The 19,585-nt window shown below is 55.4% G+C and carries 17 protein-coding genes; 9 read left to right on the top strand and 8 right to left on the bottom strand.

The window, feature by feature from the left end; genetic code table 11:
- Positions 1-13 precede the first annotated feature (13 nt).
- From TREAZ_RS11965 to TREAZ_RS11945, 5 genes are all read right to left on the bottom strand, one after another.
- The gene (locus TREAZ_RS11965; RefSeq protein WP_148257806.1) at positions 14-1,795 is read right to left on the bottom strand and encodes a tetratricopeptide repeat protein; all 1,782 of its coding nucleotides are present in this window, start codon (positions 1,793-1,795) and stop codon (positions 14-16) included.
- Entirely contained in the window at positions 1,770-2,237 is a 468-nt protein-coding gene (gene nusB / locus TREAZ_RS11960) for a transcription antitermination factor NusB (protein WP_015712125.1), read from the bottom strand. Before nusB ends, TREAZ_RS11965 begins: the two co-directional genes overlap by 26 nt.
- A 2-nt stretch (positions 2,238-2,239) precedes the next feature.
- Entirely contained in the window at positions 2,240-3,280 is a 1,041-nt protein-coding gene (locus tag TREAZ_RS11955) for a peptidyl-prolyl cis-trans isomerase (protein ID WP_015712124.1), read from the bottom strand.
- Positions 3,281-3,367: 87 nt separating this feature from the next.
- Positions 3,368-5,185 carry an alanine--tRNA ligase gene (locus TREAZ_RS11950; protein WP_015712123.1) on the bottom strand — a complete coding sequence of 606 codons (1,818 nt, stop codon included), beginning with the start codon at positions 5,183-5,185 and terminating at the stop codon, positions 3,368-3,370.
- 51 nt (positions 5,186-5,236) lie between these two features.
- Positions 5,237-7,147: a putative glycoside hydrolase gene (locus TREAZ_RS11945; RefSeq protein ID WP_052297682.1), complete on the bottom strand. Its 1,911-nt coding sequence runs from the start codon at positions 7,145-7,147 to the stop codon at positions 5,237-5,239.
- Between the two features lie 70 nt (positions 7,148-7,217).
- Here TREAZ_RS11945 and TREAZ_RS18265 point away from each other — a divergent pair, with 70 nt between their 5' ends.
- A complete protein-coding gene (locus tag TREAZ_RS18265) occupies positions 7,218-7,385 on the top strand; it encodes a hypothetical protein (protein WP_015712122.1) in 168 nt (55 codons plus the stop codon).
- A gap of 91 nt (positions 7,386-7,476) precedes the next feature.
- Positions 7,477-8,583 (top strand): 6-phosphofructokinase, encoded by a 1,107-nt coding sequence (locus tag TREAZ_RS11940; protein WP_015712121.1) that lies wholly within the window; start codon positions 7,477-7,479, stop codon positions 8,581-8,583.
- A gap of 225 nt (positions 8,584-8,808) precedes the next feature.
- Here the strand turns inward: TREAZ_RS11940 and TREAZ_RS11935 are convergent, their stop codons facing one another.
- Positions 8,809-9,240, bottom strand: a complete 432-nt coding sequence (locus TREAZ_RS11935; RefSeq protein ID WP_015712120.1) for a hypothetical protein — start codon at positions 9,238-9,240, stop codon at positions 8,809-8,811.
- Positions 9,241-9,305: 65 nt separating this feature from the next.
- Positions 9,306-10,568: an extracellular solute-binding protein gene (locus TREAZ_RS11930; protein WP_015712119.1), complete on the bottom strand. Its 1,263-nt coding sequence runs from the start codon at positions 10,566-10,568 to the stop codon at positions 9,306-9,308.
- Positions 10,569-10,645: 77 nt separating this feature from the next.
- On the opposite strand from TREAZ_RS11930, the gene TREAZ_RS11925 reads away from it, so the two are divergent.
- Positions 10,646-11,122, top strand: coding sequence for a hypothetical protein (locus TREAZ_RS11925; protein ID WP_043923491.1), 477 nt, complete (start codon positions 10,646-10,648; stop codon positions 11,120-11,122).
- Positions 11,123-11,131: 9 nt separating this feature from the next.
- Here TREAZ_RS11925 and TREAZ_RS11920 read toward each other — a convergent pair whose 3' ends face one another.
- The gene (locus TREAZ_RS11920; protein WP_015712117.1) at positions 11,132-12,454 is read right to left on the bottom strand and encodes an aminotransferase class I/II-fold pyridoxal phosphate-dependent enzyme; all 1,323 of its coding nucleotides are present in this window, start codon (positions 12,452-12,454) and stop codon (positions 11,132-11,134) included.
- A gap of 86 nt (positions 12,455-12,540) precedes the next feature.
- Between TREAZ_RS11920 and TREAZ_RS11915 the strand changes: the two genes are divergently transcribed.
- The 6 genes from TREAZ_RS11915 to TREAZ_RS11885 are packed head-to-tail and all read left to right on the top strand — an operon-like array spanning position 12,541 to position 19,575.
- The gene (locus tag TREAZ_RS11915; RefSeq protein WP_015712116.1) at positions 12,541-13,581 is read left to right on the top strand and encodes an AAA family ATPase; all 1,041 of its coding nucleotides are present in this window, start codon (positions 12,541-12,543) and stop codon (positions 13,579-13,581) included.
- 10 nt (positions 13,582-13,591) lie between these two features.
- A complete protein-coding gene (locus tag TREAZ_RS11910) occupies positions 13,592-14,467 on the top strand; it encodes a DUF58 domain-containing protein (RefSeq protein WP_015712115.1) in 876 nt (291 codons plus the stop codon).
- Positions 14,464-15,402: a hypothetical protein gene (locus TREAZ_RS11905; protein ID WP_015712114.1), complete on the top strand. Its 939-nt coding sequence runs from the start codon at positions 14,464-14,466 to the stop codon at positions 15,400-15,402. The genes TREAZ_RS11910 and TREAZ_RS11905 overlap by 4 nt, the downstream gene beginning before the upstream one ends.
- On the top strand, positions 15,399-16,400 hold the full coding sequence (locus tag TREAZ_RS11900; RefSeq protein ID WP_015712113.1) for a VWA domain-containing protein: 1,002 nt from the start codon (positions 15,399-15,401) through the stop codon (positions 16,398-16,400). Before TREAZ_RS11905 ends, TREAZ_RS11900 begins: the two co-directional genes overlap by 4 nt.
- Positions 16,397-18,040 carry a VWA domain-containing protein gene (locus TREAZ_RS17890; RefSeq protein WP_015712112.1) on the top strand — a complete coding sequence of 548 codons (1,644 nt, stop codon included), beginning with the start codon at positions 16,397-16,399 and terminating at the stop codon, positions 18,038-18,040. Before TREAZ_RS11900 ends, TREAZ_RS17890 begins: the two co-directional genes overlap by 4 nt.
- A complete protein-coding gene (locus tag TREAZ_RS11885; RefSeq protein ID WP_083820298.1) occupies positions 17,986-19,575 on the top strand; it encodes an SH3 domain-containing protein in 1,590 nt (529 codons plus the stop codon). Before TREAZ_RS17890 ends, TREAZ_RS11885 begins: the two co-directional genes overlap by 55 nt.
- The last annotated feature ends 10 nt before the right edge of the window (positions 19,576-19,585 follow it).

Here is a 19,585-nt window from a genome sequence, read left to right as displayed (position 1 = left end):
ACTGGCATGCTTCTTAGTATATTTCCATCCGCCTGAGTTCATGCCGGGCTGTGATATTATCCGGGTCCAGTTCCAGGGCCTTTTCCAAAGCACGGCGGCCATCCTCTTTTTGGCCCAGGGCTTCGAGGCAGCGGCTTATGCGCACCTGGAGCCTTGAGACATCCTTAAGATCCGGGGCCAGGGCTGCGGCGTTTTCGTAGCTTTCGAGGGCTGCGGCAATGGAACGGCGGCCTTCCTGTATGCGGGCTAAATTGGCGGACACCCGCCAGTCGCGGCTTCCTTTTGCAAGAGCCTCTTTAAAAAGTTTTTCAGCCTCCCCGGTTTTTTCCTGCCTGAGGTATGATAGGCCCTGGTGCAGGTCCATCCAGGGGGCGCTGATGAAGTTGTTGGACGCGATTTTGAGGAGCTGGGCGGTTTCGGTGTAAAGCTTTTGGCGGTCAAACCAGTAGGCGCCCCACTGGTAAAGGTCTCCGTCGCCGGGGTGGCGGCCAAGAAGGAGCCAGACCTCGGCGGCTGAACGATTATTGGGCAAGGTTTCCAGCCTGCGGCGGAGGAGTTCCAGATCCAGCAGGGGGCTTGACGCAAGGGTTTCATCTTCGAGTATGGCTATACTGCGGGCTGTGTCCTGCAGCCTCGTATAGCGGATAATGCCGTAAATGCCTGCACTGTCGTAGGGATCGTAAAAACTCTCCCTAGGCCCTGGGTTTTCAATGTTCCCCATAGACCTGGCGGTGAAGAATTTTTCCAGCCAAGCGGCGGCTTCTCTTTCGGTAGGCGAAGTGGCAGCAAGGTTGTAGAGGCTCCGGGATTGTATAGCCCTGGACTTCGCCGCAGAAGCTTGCCCTGCGCCCGGTGAAGTTCCTGCCGAAGCGCCCAGGGCCGTCCAGATGTTCCTGGCTGCGGGTATGGAGTCGAGTCCTGCCAGGGCCAGGGCGTCGGCCTCGCGGATAAGGCTTTCATCGTCGCCAAGGCGAGCGAATAATTCGGCTGCCCTCAGGGGGTTCCCGTAATCGTAAAAATATTCAGCCCCCATGCGCAAAAGCCTCCGATCCTCCGGGTTTTCCCTGATGAGGTTGGCAAGCCTCGTTCCCGCTGCCTCGCCCCGCAAAATATCCAGGAGGGCCTTGTCCACAAGGAGATCCTGCGTTACCGGGGCAGGAAGCCCTGGGAGATCCAGGCCAAGAAGGGCCCCGATGCCGGGAACCGCGATGGCTTTTGCGGGGCTTTCCAAATCCCCTCCAAGTGCCAGGAGGCTCAAAACCAGGGTGTCAAAACGGGGCTGGGTTACCCTGCCGGACAAGGTCTTTAGGAGGGCAAGGGCTTCCCCCGCAGGGTGATCATTGGCAAGGAGTATAGCTTCTATGGCAATAGCGGCAATAGGCTCGGAGTAGGGGAAGGCGGTTGCGGCATCCCTGGCGGATTTTTCATAGCCAGCAAGCCAGCGGGGGTCGCGCCGTATGTTCCGGCGGGCAAGATCCCGGCGGCGTTTCAATAGTGAAAGCCGCTCTTCCTGGCCTTTGGCCCGTTTTTCAAGCCTGCTTAACATACGGTCAAGGGCTTCGGGGCTTTCCTGGAGGAAAGCTGCATCGCAGCGGGCTAAATCGCGGCTAAACGTGCTGCCTGATTGCTGGGCATTTTCGGGGTAAACACCTTTGTCGCGGATTACGGAATAGAACAGCAGGGCCCAGGCAAAGACAAGGGCAAGGATCAGTCCCGCAAGCCCCACAGGCTTTAGTGGATTGCCGGACAATAACTGCCTTAAGCGGGCCTTAGACTGCCGGGTTTTCTTGGCCATTGGGAGACGCGCCGGGGTTTTTGTGTATGCCGTCCAGTACGCCGTTTATAAAACGGTAGGAATCATCGGTTCCGAATTCCTTGGAAATCCCTATGGCCTCGTTGATTACTATGGAAGGCGCTGTCTCGGTCTGGTACATCAGGGTATAGGCGCTCATCCTGAGAAGGGCTAAATCCACCTTGCTGACACGGGAAAAATCCCAGTTTTTGAGATGCTTTTTTATCATTGAATCTATGGCCGCGATATTCTCGACAGTCCCGCTTACCAAAAGCCGGGAAAAAGCCAGGGTTTCTTCATCAAGAGAGTCTTTTTTCTCGTTTTCCAGCCAGCCAAAGTCCAATAAGCCCTCAGGGATAAGAGCCTTCCCTGTTTGGCCATAGACCAAATCCCAGGAATAGAGGGCCTGAAAGGCCAGAATACGCCCTTTTCTCCGTGAAGCCATGGCTAAAAGTTGATATTGGCTTCGATAATCTGATACGGATTCCCCGTCCTGAGTTCGGTAACCAGCTCTTGGGTTGCTTTGGCGATGATGGATTGTTCCCTTTCTTGGAGCAAGCTGTTGCCTATATAGTCCCTCACGGTCATCCTGGTCCCGAGCTGGAAAATATCCTCCAGTTCCAGGTTTTTCTGTTCATAGGTTTCAGTGATCTTGATTATCTGATAGCCCTTGGCCCCTTCAATTACCCTGGAAACCTCGCCCTGCTTAAGGGTAAAGGCGATATTCATGAAGTCGGGGCCCACAACCTGCTGGGCCTGGGTATTCCTGGGGAGGTATCCGCCGTCGCCGGCCTTAAAATCCGCGCTAGGGGTCTGGCTTTTAATCAGGTTTTCGTCAAATTTGGAGGGGTTGGTCCCGATTTCCCGGGCCAGCCTGTCAGCAATGTCCTTGGCCTTGGCTTTGGAGGCTGCATCGGTAAAAGCTACCTGGATCATGGAGAAACGCACTGTTTCCGGCCTCACCATCTGGGCTTTTGCCAGGTTGTAGGCGTTCTTTATCTCGTCTTCAGAGGGAACCTTGATGTTGGCGAAGGAATCCTTCTTCTTTTCCATAAGGTATTTCTGGATAAGAAGCTGTTTTTTAAGCTGCTCCCTAAAGGCAGGCAGTTCCAAGCCCGTTTCATTGCGTATGGCCTGGCCGAATTCGGTATCCGTGGGCTGGCGGCCTACGGATTGGGCCATGTTGTTCTTGAGCTGGGTGAGCTGCTGGTTCACATCGTTGTCGGTAATGGCGATTTTGTCCCGTTCGGCAGCCTGCATGGCCAGCCTTTCGTTGATCATCATGTCCAGCACCTGCCGCTTTTCTGTGGCCGCAAGGGCCCTGCCGGCCTGCTTTTCATACCGTTCAAGCTCGGTGCGGTACTGCTTTACCGTGATGGGCTCGCTCTTGGTCAGCCTTACTATGGCGGCAGGCTGCAAGTCAGACTGGGCCGCGAGAAGCCCGGCCAAAAAGATGCCCAAAAAGATCGATATACAAATTTTCTTCATATTCATTCCTACTTATAGAAAATATCACATTACGGTAATAATAACAAATTTTCGCCGCTTATGTAACAGTTCAAGCCCCCTCCGGGCTTACTCCAGGACCGCCCGGATACGGCGCACTCCCGCCGAGGAAGACTGCTCTTTCTGGATGGTGAATTTCCCCAAAAGCCCGGTGCGTTCCATATGGGGCCCCCCGCAGACTTCCTTGGAATAGAAGTCCGTGGCCGACCTGCCCATGGTATAGACCTTCACCTGGCTTTCGTACTTTTCCCCGAAAAGGGCGATAGCCCCCGAAGCCTTGGCTTCGTCCAGGCTCATCACTTCCATGGTGATGGGAAGATCCTGCTTTATGGCATCGTTCACCATGTCTTCGACCTTCCGGATCTCTTCCTGGGTCATGGGAGCGCCATGGGAAAAGTCAAAGCGCATGCGCTCGGCGGTTATATTGGACCCTTTCTGGGCCACCTGATCCCCCAGGACGGTTCGCAGGGCTTTGTGGAGCAGGTGGGTGGCCGTATGGTACTTGGTCGCAATCTCGGAATGATCCTGCAGCCCGCCCTTGAAGATCTGCTCGCTCCCCGCCCGGGAAAGTTCCTGATGTTTTTTAAAAGCTTCGTCAAATTCCTCCCGGTTCACCGTCATGCCGTGTTCAACGGCCAGTTCTTCGGTAAGTTCGATGGGGAAGCCATAGGTGTCGTACAGTTTAAAAGCCAGCCGCCCGCTCATCACCTTTTTGGGATCTTTGAGGAGGTTGGGGAGCAGTTTTTCATACTCCTTCTCGCCCTTGAGCAGGGTTTCGAGGAATTTCTTCTCCTCGTTGTCGAGTTCTTCTATGATGCGGCCCCTGTTTTCTTCAAGTTCAGGATAGGGCCCCTTCATCTGATCGATTAAAACCTGCGCAATGGGGGAAAGGAACACGGTTCCCTCTGTTTCGCCCCCAATTCCAAGCTTGCGCCCGTGCCGCACCGCCCGGCGGATGAGCCGCCGCAGCACATAGCCCGCGCCTACATTGGAAGGGCTCACCGCTTTGGGATCACCCAGGATAAAGGACGAGGCCCTGAGGTGGTCGGAGATGATGCGCACAGACTTGTCTTTTTCGCTGTCGCTCCCATAGGTGTAGGCCGCCGCCTTTTCAATAGCGCCGCGTATGGAGGCAAAAATTTCCGTATCGTATACCGAAGACTTGCCGTTGAGTATGGTGACGGTGCGTTCAATGCCCATGCCTGTATCCACGCATTTGCGGGCCAGGGGGATGTACTTGCCGTCGGCATCCTTGTTGTACTGCATGAACACGTCGTTCCAGATTTCGAGCCATTTGCCGCAGGAACAGCCAGGCTTACAGTCGGGTCCGCAGGGCTTATCCCCCACGTAGTAGAACATTTCGGAGTCAGGGCCGCAGGGCCCGGTGGTACCCGCAGGCCCCCACCAGTTGTCCTCCCGGGGCAGGTAGGCGATGCGGTTCTCAGGGATACCCAGGGACTTCCACACAGCGGCGCTTTCGTCGTCCTGGGGCACATCCCCCTCGCCTTTAAAAACCGTTACCCCCAGCTTTTCAATGGGAATCCCCAGCCATTCTTTGGAGGTAAGGAATTCGAAACTCATCTTGATGGCCCCTTCCTTAAAATAATCCCCTAAAGACCAGTTTCCCAGCATTTCAAAAAAGGTAAGGTGGCTCGGATCGCCCACGGAATCGATGTCGCCGGTGCGTATGACCTTCTGATAATCCACGAGCCGTTTCCCCGCAGGGTGATCCTGGCCCAGGAGGTAGGGCACCAGGGGATGCATTCCGGCAGTGGTAAAAAGCACTGTCGGGTCATTGTCGGGAAGCAGGGATTTCCCCTGAATCTGGGCATGGCCTTTGGATTTGAAGAATTCTATGTACTTGGAACGGAGTTCATTAGCTGTCATGGATAGAATATACTAAGGAAGACATTATTTGCCAAGTGATTTAGGGTGATGTCACGGCACCGGTATATCGTCATAGCGGCCCGAATTGTTCCAGTAGGTGAAGCCCCCTGTGCCCGCGTCCCGGACGCCCTCGGTCTGCCGGCGGACATAGTCGAGGTCGTAGTATTTGCGGTCGTAGGAGACGTTGAGGTAGAAGGCCTGAAGCCAGGGGCGGACGATGATCTTTCCCCGGGCTATGCGGCGGGTGCGGAGAGTGCCCAGGTAGTAAATGCGGTAGGGCCGCATTTCCGGCGGGTCCTGGGCGAGGAAGTCCTGCTCAAAATGGCTTGGGTAGTACATGGGGCAGATCACATCTACCCAGGGCGCCAGGAGTTCCACTTCCTGGCCGGTGCGGGCGCCGGTGCGATACCAGCCGTTTGCCCCGTATATGTCAACTGAAATAGGAGCCTTCACCCTGGATCGGACATGCTGCAAAAATGACAGTATTGCTGCGTCCATGTCCATGCCCGGATCGCGCCAGCGGTACTGGGCGTCGCCGAGATTTAATCCGTCTGTGGGGAAGCGTATATAATCGAACTGGATTTCGTCAAAGCCCCGGTCGTGCAGTTCTTCTGCTACCAGGGCAATGTAATCCCAGATTTCTTCCGAGTAGGGGTCTACCCAGCGTTCGTCATAAAGGCTGCCTTCGATGTCCGCAGCATTGCTGTAACCTTCCCAGGGCTTGTTGTTTTTTGCGTCCCACACCGCGTATTTGCCCCCTGCCTTGCGGGCAGCCTCGGGATCTTTAAAGACTACTACCCGCGCAATGGTATAAATATTCCGGGCCTTCATTTCCTTCAATAAGCTGTCTATATCGATAGGCCAAAAAACACGGCCCCAGCCTTCGAGGGCTTTGCCCCTGGGGGTGAAACGAAGCCTGCCGTAATCATCCTTCATGTCTATAACCACCATGTCCAGGCTGCGATTCTTCAGGGTGTCAAAGTAGGGCTTGAGGGTGCGGTTTTCCATGGCGTGGTTTACCGGGAGGTAGAGCCCCTCGCGGCCTGAAGCCTCCTCGGCGAGAGGGTTCGCCGCAAGGCCCTCGTCAAGGAGCCACAGTTCCGAAAGGGAGATGACAGGGGCATCACGGGTGTTTTCCCAAATAACCGCGCAGAGGGGGCTAAGCTCAAGGTTCTTCGGGATGGTCTTTATGAAATCGGCCAAATCCTTTCTTTCTTTGGGGAGGGGAGGTCGGCTGGTCTGAGTCCTTCTGTCGGGCGCCGGAAAACTTAACTCCGAGATGCCGCCGTCGCGGACAAAGCGCAGGGTGTTTTTTCCGGGGCTCAAAGAATCCACAGTCCCGAATTCGGAGTTGTCTGACCAGATCAGATCAAAACGTTTTGCTTCCCAGTCGAGCTTGTAGATTCTCCTCCTGAAAGTCTGGGATGCATAGAGACCCGCCCCTGCCGTACTCTGAAAATCCGGAAACACCACGGCCAAATCCGCCACTTCGTCGGGGTTGCCCGTAGTCTCAAGCTGTTCGAGGCCCCCGTTGAGTTCTGTCCATTTTGCCCCCCGGGTATCGGGGTTTATATAGTAGATTCCATACACGCTGTGGGAGCAGAAAACCGTGAGATCTCCGGCAAGGGAAAATGCCGCAACAGCTTTAATGCCGTTGGTGTTATAGGGGGGCATGCCAAGGCTCGCCCAGTTCCTTCCCCCGTTCCTGGTGAGGTAGACGCCGTTCTTCAGGGCCGCAACCATGATCTCGGGGTTCTGGGGATTCACTTCAAGATCTTTGATTTCCTGTATCCCGGGGGCAAAGGATTTTTTTCCATCTGTATAAAGTTTTAATGTCTTTACAGGAAAGCCCGTGTTTCTGGGCTCCCAGCTGCGGAGATCGTCTGATACCAGAATGCCCTGATCCGAGAGCATAGCCCAGCCCGCTTTTTCGCTCTCCCCCAGGGGGATGATCTTTCGCACATCTCCCCCCTGCCAAAGCTTTGTAAGCCGTGCTGAAGAGTCGAGACCGTAAAGGCCGTCCTTTGCCCCAATGACAAGGGACCATTTTACCGCAACCTGGGCAGCCCCCGGCGAAGGAGAAGCCGGGGAGGCTGAAGAGAATAGCAACAAGCTGAATAGCACGATGACAGGAAAAATCCGCTTCCATAATGCTAAAGGGCGGGATGTTTTTGAAGCCGGGGACATACTCGAATTTTAACGCAAAAACCGGGATTATAAAAGCGTCCCCATGCTCTTGTTCAGTGTTCTCTGGGGCGCAATTATTGTATACTGCGAAAAAGAGGGAATCCATGGGAAAGCTCAGGGCCAGCGTCACAAAGACCTTCGGGATACTCACCGCGGGCGGGGATTGCCCCGGCCTCAACGCCGCCATCAGGGGGGTTTGCAGGGCAGCCCATGACCGCTACAACATGACAGCCCTCGGCATCGCCTACGGTTTCAGGGGCCTCATCGAAGGGGATTCCCGGGTTTTGAGCCCCGATGACTTTTCGGGCATCCTCACCCGGGGGGGGACTATTTTGGGCGCGGGCAGGGAAAAACCTTTCAAGGCGCCCCCTGCCCATGGGGATACGGAAGTCAGCCTTGACAAGGTGGAAGCCATCAAGGAAAACTACCGCCAGCTCGGCCTCGACTGCCTGGTGATTCTTGGCGGCAACGGCACAAACACCACAGGCTACCTCCTGGCGCGGGAGGGCCTCAACGTGGTGGGGCTTCCCAAAACCATCGACAACGACATTGTGGGCACCGACCGCGCCTTCGGTTTCAATTCGGCCCTGGCCATCGGCACCGAAGCCATAGACCGCCTCCACTCCACTGCCCAGAGCCACAGCCGCGTGATGGTCATAGAACTCATGGGCCACAAGGCTGGCTGGCTTGCCCTCTACGCAGGCGTCGCGGGCGGCGGGGACATCATCCTCATCCCCGAAATCCCCTACGACATCAAGGTCATAGGCAGGCACCTTGAAGATCGCGCCAGGGATGGCAAGACCTTTTCCATCGTGGTAGTCGCCGAAGGCGCCCTTTCAATCGTCGAGGACAAAATGGATAAAAAGGAAAAGAAGAAGTACCGCTCCGAAACTGTTACCCCCTCCATAGCCTACCGTGTCGCCAGGGAGATAGAAGCGGAGACCGGCATGGAAACCCGTGCCACGGTTTTGGGCTATGTCCAGCGCGGCGGCATACCCTCCGCCTCGGACCGGGTGCTTGCAACGAGCCTTGGCACTGCCGCTGCGGACTTGCTGGCCCGCGGCGAGTACGGCCGCATGGTGGCCCTTTCGGGTGACGGGATTTCTTCGGTGGATTTAAGCGTCCCTGCGGGGAAAGTCAAAACCGTGCCGAGGGATCACTATATGGTGGATACTGCGGTTTCCGTGGGGACCTGCATGGGGGTTGAGTAAGGTACACAAAGGAAGAAGAAAAGATCCGGGGACTACCGGGCCTTGTCCTGTTTTTAATTGGCAGGATTATCGGATTCATCAGTTAAGATGAATTTTAATCAACAAATTCATCAGTTAAGATGAATTCAATATTTGGCTAAAAAACGCAATTATTTAGAAAAAATGAATAGAACAAAGGGTCATTAAAAGAATGTTTATTACCTTTAAAATCGGCCCCTGCAGCTTCTATTCTTTCCTGAATGTTTCCTCGTTGCGGTCGGTCCCCACGGTAAGCATATATTCCTTGGAGGCAGTAGGCCAGCGCACATAGGGAACATTTTTTAACGTGCCTTTTTCCCTGATAAATATAGTCCCTCTTTTTACATTGCTGTCCGAGCTTGATTCTTCTGAATACCCTATAAGCTCAGTGTCTTTAGTATATCCGAAGTTGAAGGGGAGCACGTACCCGATGATTTTAATGGAACCAGAGCCAATCACCAGACGACCTTGGTCTTCCGGCGGCCAATAAGAGGATAGGTCTCTTGTGGATACCCAGGACCCCTGCAGATAGTACTCAAAATTTTCAAGTGAAGACGCTTCCATGTCGCAGCCGGAAAGCATAAACCCGGCAATAGCAACAAGCGCCGCTATCATAGCAAAAGAAAAGCGTTTTTGCATTTCATTCTCCTGTCGCCAAAGTATAAACCGTGTCCGCCATGAATTTCTATGGCAGTCGATCGGCGTTATTCCCTGTTCAGCCTGTACCAGTCCGTGATCCTCCGTTCAAGATGCCGCACCTCGTCCCTTTCGGCATGGCGTATCTTGTCATGGAGGTAGGGGAGTATGACCCTTTCTTTGAGGGTCATCCAGTTGCGGGGGAGTATATTGGGCGGCGAGAGGAAAGACTCCGGCGGCATGTGGCCCAGGAGGCTGGGGTAGAAGTGGGGGAAGATTTGCTCGGTTACGGTGCGCATGGCCGAGAAGCCGCCGCCTATGCCGAAGGAATTTTCGAGGAGGCGTTTTGCCTTGGCCGCGTCCAGAAGCCGGCGCTGGGTTTCGGCCTGGAAGAACCATTCGGTAAAGGCTGTGGCCGCTTTTTTTGCCTTTGTCTTTTTGTGTATGCCGTAGTAGACGCTCCATTCGTCCAGGGGGATTACATCTTTTTCCGCGATCCAGCGGAAATGGAGGTTGGTCCGCCGGTCTTCCGCAAGGGTAAAGAATTCGGAACTATCCATGTAGGTAAAAAAGATACGGCCGGAGCTTACGAGTTTGGCAGGGGGATCGTAGAGGTACTTGAAGGCGAAATCATCCTCTGCCTGTATGCTGGTGTTGGCTTCGTTGATCCATTTCTGTATCCAGACGAGGGCGCGTTCAAGGGCCTGGGGGTCCCAGGCAAGGGGCGCGGCTTCCCTGAAGCCTGTGTTGAAGAGGGTGACGGCGATGAACAAAAATTCATCGTTCCACGAGGGGGAAAAACCCATGCGGGTGTAGACGCCGTTGGTGTCGGTGTTGTAAGCCTTGCCCCTGTCCATGATTTCCTCCATATCGATGGTGAAGGGGTTGGAAAGGAGCTGGCTGTGATCCCGTGCGAAAACCATGGCAGGTATATTGAAGGCTACGGGCAGGAGGTATTGCCTGCCTTCGATGCTGCCCAGGGCAAGGAGCCGGGGGTAGAAGGCGCTCTGGGAAATGGTTTCGCGGTTCAGGAGGCTGTCCAGGGGAAGGAAGAGGGCTCTGGTGGAGGCGCTTTTAAGCCAGCTTGCCGCCACTATGTCGGGGTTTTCGTTCCCGTCGGTGAGTTTTTGGGCAGGGGACTCAAAATAACGGGCTTCGACCTTGTATTTATCCTGGCTGTCGTTGAATTGTTCAGCATAAAAAGTGAATTCCGGCCTGTCCGTCCATAAAACCGCTGCCCTGTTATCGCCGTTTCCGCAGGAGGCCAAACCAGGAAGCACAGCCAGAAGTACAAAAAGGCCTGTCAGGGCCCGGGAATCGAATTTCGCCATACCGAATTCTATTGCCCATCTTTCGTGCTTGTCAATCCGGGGTAAAAAGAGTATAATTGAATGCAGAGAGGCAATTTTTGCAGGTTAGAGACGCCCAGATTATCAGATTGATTGAACGCATAGGTGAACATTACAGGTCAAATATCTCCAACCGGTTTATACGCCCGGCCCTGTTGCAGCTTTCCCTGGAAAAACAGTGCTGGGATCTCATCGAAATCCTCACGGAAAAGATGGAGCAGTTCCGCTACCAGGGCTTCCTCCTGGACGAACTCTACCGCCAGATTGCCGCCTCCGCCCGCTTTGTCTCCATTACCCGCCGCGAACTGGTCCCCACCCTGAGGAACCGGCTTTCCGGCGGCTCCACAGGCCCGGACCGGGTGCTCCGCGACATGGCGGTGAACAACTTCGGCTCGAACCTTCAGCTTTTTGCGGATCTGCTCAACGAACTCTACGTGAACCTCGTGGAATTGGACAAACAGGACGCCAAGGGCCACAAGCCCCTCTATATGCAGATACCCGAATTGCAGGACATAGGCAGACTGTTGATAGGCTGAAAGTTTGGCCTATACCTTCCCCTTCCCCATCCCCTCTGCGGTATCGTAAATCACCTTATATGTCGATTCTATAATCTCCTCATCCAGCCCCGCGAAGGCAACGCGGAGACAGCTCTCCCCCAACGACACAACCCCTATGCCGTGCCTGGCAAGCAGCTCCTGGCGGAGTTTTTCGGCGCTCACGCCTTCTGTGCGGAAGCTCATGAAGTAGCCTGAATTGAAGGGCAGGGGAGTCAGGTTCGGGTGGTTCGGATGAGACACGACAAATTGTTTTACTGCCTGGTAGCGCTTGAGCATCATGTCCTGAAAGCGGGCCTTTTCGCTGATGGTCCTGGGATCTTCCATTGCCTGTATTATGAGGTACTGGGCGGGGGTATTGGCGCAGGAAACCGACGAGCGTATGGCGCCCATGAGTTTTTTGACAAGGGCGTCGTAGTGGGCCGAGCCGAGGCCCTTTGATCCAAAAGTGACAAAACCTGTCCTTAAGCCCCAGACATAATCTTCCTTGATGGGGCCGTCGATTTTGACTGCCAGCACCTTTTCGTGCAGCCCTGCCAATGCGCTGAAAATGGATTCCTGGTAAATATCATTCTCATAAAAAAGGCCGAAGTACGCGTCGTCGCAGAGCACCAGCACGTCCGCCCCTGCCTCGGCAGCCTCTTTGAAAATTTTTGTCAGGCCGTCGTATTCGGCCTTGGTGGGGGAATAGCCCGAGGGGTTGTTGGGGAAGTTGAGAATGATGCGCACAGCCCCGGTTTTGGCTTCTTCTTTTACCGCTTTATTAATGGCTTCAAGGTCGAGCCCTGGCCTGGATGCTTTTATAGAATCCTTGGAAAAAAAAGGTATGCCCTTAAGACGGGCGTTCCTGCGCTCCTCAAAAACAAGCTGGTAGTTATCCCAGCAGGGGTCGCTGGCCAGCATGACGCCCCCTTCTTCCAGGAAGAGATCCGCCATGTAGGAGATGCCCGCCGTAAGGCCCGGCACCACCACGGGAAGGGATATGTTTTGAGGGTTCAATGAAGGGTTCTTTTGGGCTATGAGCTTTTTCCAGTCCTGGCGCACCTTTTCTACCCCCGCGGTGGGGGCATAGGCCACAGCCTGTTCGGGCGTGAGGGTGGGCATGCTGTATACGATCGAGGAAAGTATAAGAGGAAGGCCCTTGCTGTAGGCCATGCCTATGGTTGCATTGGCAGCATGGGCGGATTTTTTCGCTTCTGCGGATTGGGCGATGATGCCCTTGGGAAAATAAAGACGGCTCCCCATCTTGGACATAAGCCGCCCTGCAGCAGTGCCGTTCAATTCGGCGTTGAGTTCGATAGCTAGTGGATTCATATTTAGACAATTGTCTTAAGAAAGGAAAGAATTGTCAAGGACAAGTTATTGCTAAGTCCCATACTCATGGCCTATACTGGAGTAATATGGACGAAAATTTTGATACAGCTCCTGCTGCCGCGCTCCTGGATGCCTGTAGGCGGGAGATGGCGAAGCGCATAGTCGGCCAGGGCGAGATGATAGACGGCCTTCTGATGTCGCTTATAGCCGGGGGGCATATACTTTTGGAAGGTGTCCCTGGGCTTGCCAAGACCAGGGCGGTCAAAAGCCTGGCAGAGATCACGGGCCTTGTTTTTAAGCGCATACAGTTTACCCCGGATCTGCTTCCTGCTGACCTTACAGGCACCCTCATCTGGGAACAGGCTTCAGGTTCCTTTTCGGTGCGGAGAGGGCCTGTCTTTGCCAATGTGATCCTGGCGGACGAGATTAACCGGGCCCCTGCCAAGGTGCAGTCGGCCCTCCTGGAGGCAATGGAGGAGAGGCAGGTTACTATCGGGGAGAATTCTTATCCCCTCCCGGACCCCTTTTTTGTGCTGGCTACCCAGAACCCCATCGAGCACGAGGGGACTTATGCCCTGCCCGAGGCCGAACTGGATCGTTTCCTCCTTAAACTGCTGATCCGCTATCCTGATCCTTCCGAGGAATTGAAGATACTGGACTTTGCGGCCCCCTTTTCTTCGAGCCGTGCAGCCGACAGGGCTGATGAAAATAATGAAGCCGACAAGGCGAGATCCGCCCCGCTCAATACGGTGCTGGACACTGCATCCCTCGAAACGCTCAGGGCAGCGGCGGATTCGGTCTTTATCGATGAGCAGATCATGAGCTATATAGTTTCGGTGGTGTCCGCTTCCCGGCCTTTGCGGGAAAAGGCAGCCAGGTCGGGCAGGGAGGGCATTTACCGCTACATAGCCTTCGGGGCAAGCCCCAGGGCTTCCCTGGCCCTCTACCGCTGTTCCAGGATCAGGGCGCTTTTTGAAGGCCGCTCCTTTGTAACCCCCGAGGACGTGAAGGCTGCGGCTTTTCCGGTATTGCGCCACAGGCTGGTGCTTTCATACGAGGCGGAGGCCGACGGCCTTGAACCCGATTCGGTGATATCCCGAATCCTGACCTTGGTTCCCATGCCTTGATGGTCTTTTAATGGATCGCCACGAGTTACTTGCAAAAATTACTACCTTCCCCCTTCTTGCGGGAGGCTTGGCCGAGGATCTCCTTTCCGGGGATTACCGTTCCATCTTCAAAGGCCAGGGCATTGAATTCGACGAGGTGCGCCACTATGAACGGGGCGACGATGTGCGTTCCATCGACTGGAATGTGAGCGCCCGCTTCGGTACCCCCTATGTAAAGATGTACCGGGAAGAGCGGGAGATGATGGTCTGCATCATCCTCGATAATTCCGCTTCCATGCATGCTTCCGGGGGCGGCGATCTTACCCGCTATGAGCAGGGGCTTTTGGCTGGGGCGCTCGTCGCCTTTTCTGCCGATAGGGCCGGCCAGCGGGTGGGGGCTGTTTTTTTCGACCGTACCATTAACCGCATCTTCCCGCCCCGCAAGGGGAAGCCCCATACCATGGCCCTTATCAGCGCGGCTCTGGAAAACCACCCTAAAGAAAAGGGCACGGGCCTGGGCATTGCCCTCACCGGCGCAGGGCGGCTTCTAAAACGACGCAGCCTCCTGGTGGTGATTTCCGACTTTCTCTGCCTTGATTGGGAACACGAAATGGGGGATATGTCCCGCAAGCACGATGTCATAGCCCTGAGGATCTCCAGCCCCCTGGATAAAGAAATAAGCGGAGGCGGCCTTCTTACTCTGGAAGATCCCGAGACAGGCCTAAAGCTCAGGGCGCCCGCTTCCTTCGCGGGTTTCCGCAATGCCTGGGCCGACTGGCACGAGGAGCGCCGCCGTCTCTGGGAATCCATCTGCAGGAGATCCGGGGCTGCGCTTTTGGATATCTCCACTGGCGAGGATGCCTCCGCCGCGCTGATACGCTTCTTCAGCGAAAGGCGGCGGGGATGAAGCGGCAGCCCCTGGTTTTATTATTAAGCGTATTGCTGTGCAGCCTCGCGCCTGTGGATTCTGCCTGGGCCCAGGACAACAGCCAAAAAGCCGAGACGCCTTATCTGATTCCCCAGACTATTTTTGTGGGCGACAGTGGAAGGCTGGTGGTGCAGCTGGGGCAGGCTTTTTTGGCTGCCAGGGCTTTTGCGCATACCGCGCCTGAATTGCTGCCCAAGGCTAATGATGTGCTTATCACGAGGATTGAGCTGGAACAGAGGAACGGGACAAGGCTGCTGATTGATTTCATTCCCTATGCGCCGGGCATTGTCGCTTTTCCCGATATCGAGATACCTTCGTCTGCCGGAGAGCCGCTTCAGGTTTCGGGGCTTGAAGCGTCTGTGGCTTCCATCCTGAGACCCCAGGAAGCTGCCCTGGCTGAACCTGCGGCGCCCCTCACTGTCCCGGGAACGGGGCTTTTGGTCTATGGGGCTGCTTCAGGAATCCTGGCGCTTGTTTTTTTGGGGATCGGGGGGAGCATTTGGGGGCGGAAGCATTTTTCTGCCTTCAGGGAAAGATGGAGGAGAAAGCGGCTTCTCCGGGTGATGGACAGATTTTTGAGGAGGCTCCGGGTCGAAAGCGAAGGAGGAAGCATCCACCGGCAGATGGAGCTTTTCTCCCTTCTTTCAGGGGAATTCCGGGAATTCTTAAGCATCTTTACCGGGGTGAACTGCAGGATTTTGACGCCCCTTGAATTCAGGGATGTCAGCCTTGCCGCGAGGGATTCGGCAAAAGGGGATTCCATCAAAGGCGATTACCTCTGCGACCTTTTTCGCCGGTGGGAAACCCTGCGTTTTTCGGGATCAAAAATCGCCAAGGGGGATCTCCGGAAGGTTCTGGATGAACTCAACGAATTTATTTTATCCCTCGCAAAGACAGAGAAGGCAGCCTCATGAGCGCGGCGTTTGACAGGCCCTACCTTTTGGCCGCGGCCGTCATCTTTATCCCCCTCATGCTTATATTTTCCAGGAGGTTCAAACCTCTCTTCACCCTGGAATTGCCCTTGGGACCTCCGGGGGGCATACCCTTCAAGCCGCCTGTAAACCTCGAGCTTTTATTGAAGATGCTGCATGCCCTGGAACTGGCCGGGGTTGTATTCCTTTTTATTGCCGCCGCAGGGCCCCACTTTATCTACACTGAAACTGTGTGGTTCAGCAGGGGCGCGGACATATTTTTTGTGGTTGATGTGAGCCCCAGCATGGCCGGCATGGACATGAACGGCAGGAGCCGTTTTGATGCTGCCCGGGATCTGGTGAGGGATTTTGCGGGCCGGCGGCCCCAGGACGGCCTGGGCCTTGTGGCTGTGGGGGCGGACGCGGGCCTTTTGGTTCCCCTTACCACCGACAGGGAAAGCCTTTATTCCCGTCTTGACACCCTGGCTATCGGCGAACTGGGGGATGGCACAGCCCTGGGCATGGGGCTGGCTGTCGCGGGCCTTCACCTCAGGCGATCCTCGGCGCCGAGGCGGGCAGTGGTGCTTATCACCGACGGCGAGAACAACGCAGGCTCGGTGCATCCTGAAGCCGCGGCATCCCTTTTGGGCGATTTGGGAATTTCACTCTGGGTCATAGGGGTCGGTTCCAGCGGGGAGATCCCCATCAATTACCTCGACCCGAATACCAGAATGAGGCGGACAGGCACTTTCGAATCCCATTATGATCCTGAAAGCCTTAAGTCTATTGCGGAAAAAGGGAATGGGACCTGGATTGCGGCGCCTTCGGCAGAGGCCCTTGCGACTGCCTTTGCAAAGGTAGATCAGGGCGAAATGACCATACGCCGTTCAGGGGTAGTGAGGCGCAAGGAACCTTTCCACGAAGTTTTTATTGTGTTAGCCCTAATACTGTTATATGGGGTGCGGTTCATCAGGCGTTATATACTGGGGGCTTTAATATGATTTTTGACAGCCCCCGTTTTCTGTTGTTACTAATACTGCTAATTCCAATAGCAATAATGATGATCTTCCGTTATCAGAAATGCAGGAATGCGGCCGACCTTTTTGCGGCTTCTGCTTCTGTCGGGAAAAAGGATGCCCTGGTCAAAGAATACCGCTCCCGCATGGTATATTCCGATTGCTTCTTTGTGCTTTTTTTGGGCTTCCTTATTTTATCCCTTGCGGGCCCCCGGTGGGGTGAAGAACTGGTAGCCGATTACCGCAGGGGCGTGGATGTGGTGCTGGCCCTGGATATTTCCCGAAGCATGAACGTGCGGGATTGCCCGCCCTTGCCGGGGAACCAGGACGCAGGGCAAAATGCTTCCCGCCTCGAAAGGGCCCTTGCCCTTGCCCGGGATTTAGCCCTTGGCTTGAACGATATACGCATCGGGACAGCCATAGGAAAAGGCCGGGGCATACTCGCGGTTCCCCTCACCTACGACTCGGAGGCGGTTTTGAATTTCCTCGACAGCCTTGATAGTTTTGCTGTTACCGGCACAGGCACCGATCTCGATTCCCTCATTACGGCAGCTTCGGGCGCCTTTAAGGATAATATGCCCGGCAGGCGGGGTATACTTCTCCTTACCGATGGCGAGATACACTCAGGCACCCTTGAAGGTGCTTTGAAAAAGGCCCAGGATGCAGGCATTGTTCTTTGTGCCGCTGGCCTGGGCACTGAGGACGGAGGGCCCGTGCCTGTGGAAGCCGGGGCGGATGCGCCCAATGGGGTTCTTCTTTCGGCCAACGGCTTGCCTGTGATAAGTACCCGGCGCGGGGAGTTCCTTAAAAATAGCGTTGAAAAAACCGGCGGTATTTATATCGATGGAAACAGGAATGATGCAGCAGCGATACTGCATGATTATTTTAAATCCCTGTCGGCGGATTCAGGCCTTTCAGGGCACAGGCGGGAGTCCAAGGCCAGGTGGCAGCTTTTTGTGCTTGCAGCCCTGGTGAGTTTCGGTGTTTCGAGGTTCCTTGGCGTAGGCCGCAGGAAGAAGAAGATCTTTCCTGTTCTCCTCTGCCTTTTCGCTTTGTCCGGAATTTCCTGTTCACGCACCGAGGGGAAGCTTCTCATCATGGAAGGCAATTTTTTTAACAGCCGGGGATTATACACCGAGGCAATTTCTTCGTATCTGAAAGCCATGGATTACGACGACGCTGCCCCTTACGCCGAGTATGGGCTGGGTTCTGCTTACTGGGCGCTCGAAGAAAGCCAGGCTGCTCTGGAGCGCTATGCTGCTGCGGAAAAGGTCCTGGCCCTGGGCGGAGATCACCCCGAGCTCCGTTACAGGATACAATACAATTCAGGGATCATATATTTTGAAAAAAGGGAGTATGAGCAAGCTGCCAAAGCGTTCAGGGGCGCTTTGGAAATAGACGGAAGCCGCATTGAGGCCAAGAGGAATCTGGAGCTGAGCCTACTTACCCTTGACCGCGCTTCGAGCTCCCAGGCTTCAACAGCCGAGGGGGTTCCGGAAACCGGAAATACGGGGGAGGGTTCAGATTCTCCCATACTTTATAATTACCTACGCCAGAGGGAGCAGGATCAATGGAAAAGCAGGGAATGGGCAAAAGAAGACGATACTTCCGGCCCCGACTATTAATAGCCCTGGCCATGCTCTTCATTAATCCGGGCTTTCTGGTTTCATCCCAGGAAGCGGGGGAGGGTGGGGAGAGTGCAACTTCGGTTTCTGCTTCAGGCAGCAGTGCTGATACTGATGCCGGAGCGCCAGCGGAAGCATACCTCCCTATGGACGTGCTGGTCGTGACTTCCCCATCTTCCCCTGTGGTGAGGGGCAGCCTTTCGGTTACCATACTGGCTGACCACCCCCTTGCCTCCCAGGTTACGGTCAGGCCGCCCCGTTTCCCCCCGACCTTGATCCTGGAGCGCGTACGCACCGAGGCCAGGTACATTACCCATCCGGGAAGGCTCGACGAATCAGGGCCTGCCCCTGAACCTGCACGCTGGACGGCGGTGGAATTTTTGTTCACACCCCTGGCATCCGGCGCCCTTACCATTGAACCCTTCGAAGTTACCGCTGCAGGAAAACGGGCCGCCACCGGAACCATCAGCCTCCGCATAGCTGCAGAGCCTGGGGCTTCCCGGCGCAATGCCCCGGTTTTCCGCTGGGAAACGCCTCCCTCTTCCCTTGTCATTGGCGCTCCGGGGGATATCGCCTTGGCCCTTAATAACTGGGATCTCCAGAAGCCCATTCCCCGTTTTTTCCTTCAGGGAAAGACCTCCGCAAATACAATCATGGAAGAGCTGCCCTTTGAAGGCGCTGGCGCCGATGGCATAATCCGTTATCGTTTCAGGCTCATCCCCCTTGAAGGGGATGCCCTGGTCCTTGGCCCTCTGCCTGTCCAGGCCGAAGGCCTTTCCCTAGAAGTGCCCCGCCTCAGCATAGCCCTCGCCCCGGCTGCTGCTGCCCAGGCCCCTGCGGCAAGCACAACCCAAGCTGCCCCATCGCCGGCTGCCCCATCGCCGGCTGCCCCATCGCCGGCTGCCGAAGAAAACGACGAAACCATGAAGCCCCTCTTCCCGGAATTGTCCGGCAATGTGTTCCCCTTGTTCAGGAAGGAATATGAAAAGATTGCCGGAAATGTTAAAATCCTTTGGGAAGAGGGCCGCTATGCAAGCGCCCTGGCCCTGATACGCAAGAACGAAAGGGACAGCCTTCCGGGGGCTGCCCTGGCTGTCCTCCGCAGGAACCTGGAACAAAGCCTGGGCTTTAGCTTTACCGAGGATGAAAGGTGGAGGCCCTGGAAAGTGCCGGCCTTTTCCTGGCTTGTGGTGATACTCCTTGCGGCAGGGGTTCTTGTTTGGAAAATCAGCGTAACCTCCCATACCCAGAGAGGTTATAAAAAAGTAACACTCCTGGTAGTTGCAGGGGGGTTGGCAATACTCCTCCTGTTGGGAGGGTTGGGAGATCGTATGCAGCATGCAGGGGGCGGAAGGTCGGCGGTGCTGGAAAAGACCGCAGCTTACCGGGTCCCTGAAAGCGGGGGAGCCGTGAATGCCAGGTTCAGCGAAGGCCAGCCTGTGGATATCAGGTCTTCCCGGGGGGAATGGGTCTACGCCGAGTCAATGGACGGCAGGTCAGGCTGGATCCCATCTGCGGCAGTGATTCCCTATTGAGGGGGAGTGA

The organism is Leadbettera azotonutricia ZAS-9, from assembly GCF_000214355.1.
Lineage (GTDB): Bacteria > Spirochaetota > Spirochaetia > Treponematales > Breznakiellaceae > Leadbettera > Leadbettera azotonutricia.
This window is presented reverse-complemented; position numbering and strand designations above follow the sequence as displayed.

Coding starts and splice junctions, on each gene's coding strand:
- TREAZ_RS11910 (WP_015712115.1), top strand. CDS start 13,592: ATGGATCGCCACGAGTTACTTGCAAAAATTACTACCTTCCCCCTTCTT.
- TREAZ_RS11940 (WP_015712121.1), top strand. CDS start 7,477: ATGGGAAAGCTCAGGGCCAGCGTCACAAAGACCTTCGGGATACTCACC.
- TREAZ_RS11905 (WP_015712114.1), top strand. CDS start 14,464: ATGAAGCGGCAGCCCCTGGTTTTATTATTAAGCGTATTGCTGTGCAGC.
- TREAZ_RS11930 (WP_015712119.1), bottom strand. CDS start 10,568: ATGGCGAAATTCGATTCCCGGGCCCTGACAGGCCTTTTTGTACTTCTG.
- TREAZ_RS11915 (WP_015712116.1), top strand. CDS start 12,541: ATGGACGAAAATTTTGATACAGCTCCTGCTGCCGCGCTCCTGGATGCC.
- nusB (WP_015712125.1), bottom strand. CDS start 2,237: ATGGCTTCACGGAGAAAAGGGCGTATTCTGGCCTTTCAGGCCCTCTAT.
- TREAZ_RS11935 (WP_015712120.1), bottom strand. CDS start 9,240: ATGCAAAAACGCTTTTCTTTTGCTATGATAGCGGCGCTTGTTGCTATT.
- TREAZ_RS11955 (WP_015712124.1), bottom strand. CDS start 3,280: ATGAAGAAAATTTGTATATCGATCTTTTTGGGCATCTTTTTGGCCGGG.
- TREAZ_RS18265 (WP_015712122.1), top strand. CDS start 7,218: ATGACAAGGGACCATTTTACCGCAACCTGGGCAGCCCCCGGCGAAGGA.
- TREAZ_RS11900 (WP_015712113.1), top strand. CDS start 15,399: ATGAGCGCGGCGTTTGACAGGCCCTACCTTTTGGCCGCGGCCGTCATC.
- TREAZ_RS11885 (WP_083820298.1), top strand. CDS start 17,986: ATGGAAAAGCAGGGAATGGGCAAAAGAAGACGATACTTCCGGCCCCGA.
- TREAZ_RS11920 (WP_015712117.1), bottom strand. CDS start 12,454: ATGAATCCACTAGCTATCGAACTCAACGCCGAATTGAACGGCACTGCT.
- TREAZ_RS11950 (WP_015712123.1), bottom strand. CDS start 5,185: ATGACAGCTAATGAACTCCGTTCCAAGTACATAGAATTCTTCAAATCC.
- TREAZ_RS17890 (WP_015712112.1), top strand. CDS start 16,397: ATGATTTTTGACAGCCCCCGTTTTCTGTTGTTACTAATACTGCTAATT.
- TREAZ_RS11965 (WP_148257806.1), bottom strand. CDS start 1,795: ATGGCCAAGAAAACCCGGCAGTCTAAGGCCCGCTTAAGGCAGTTATTG.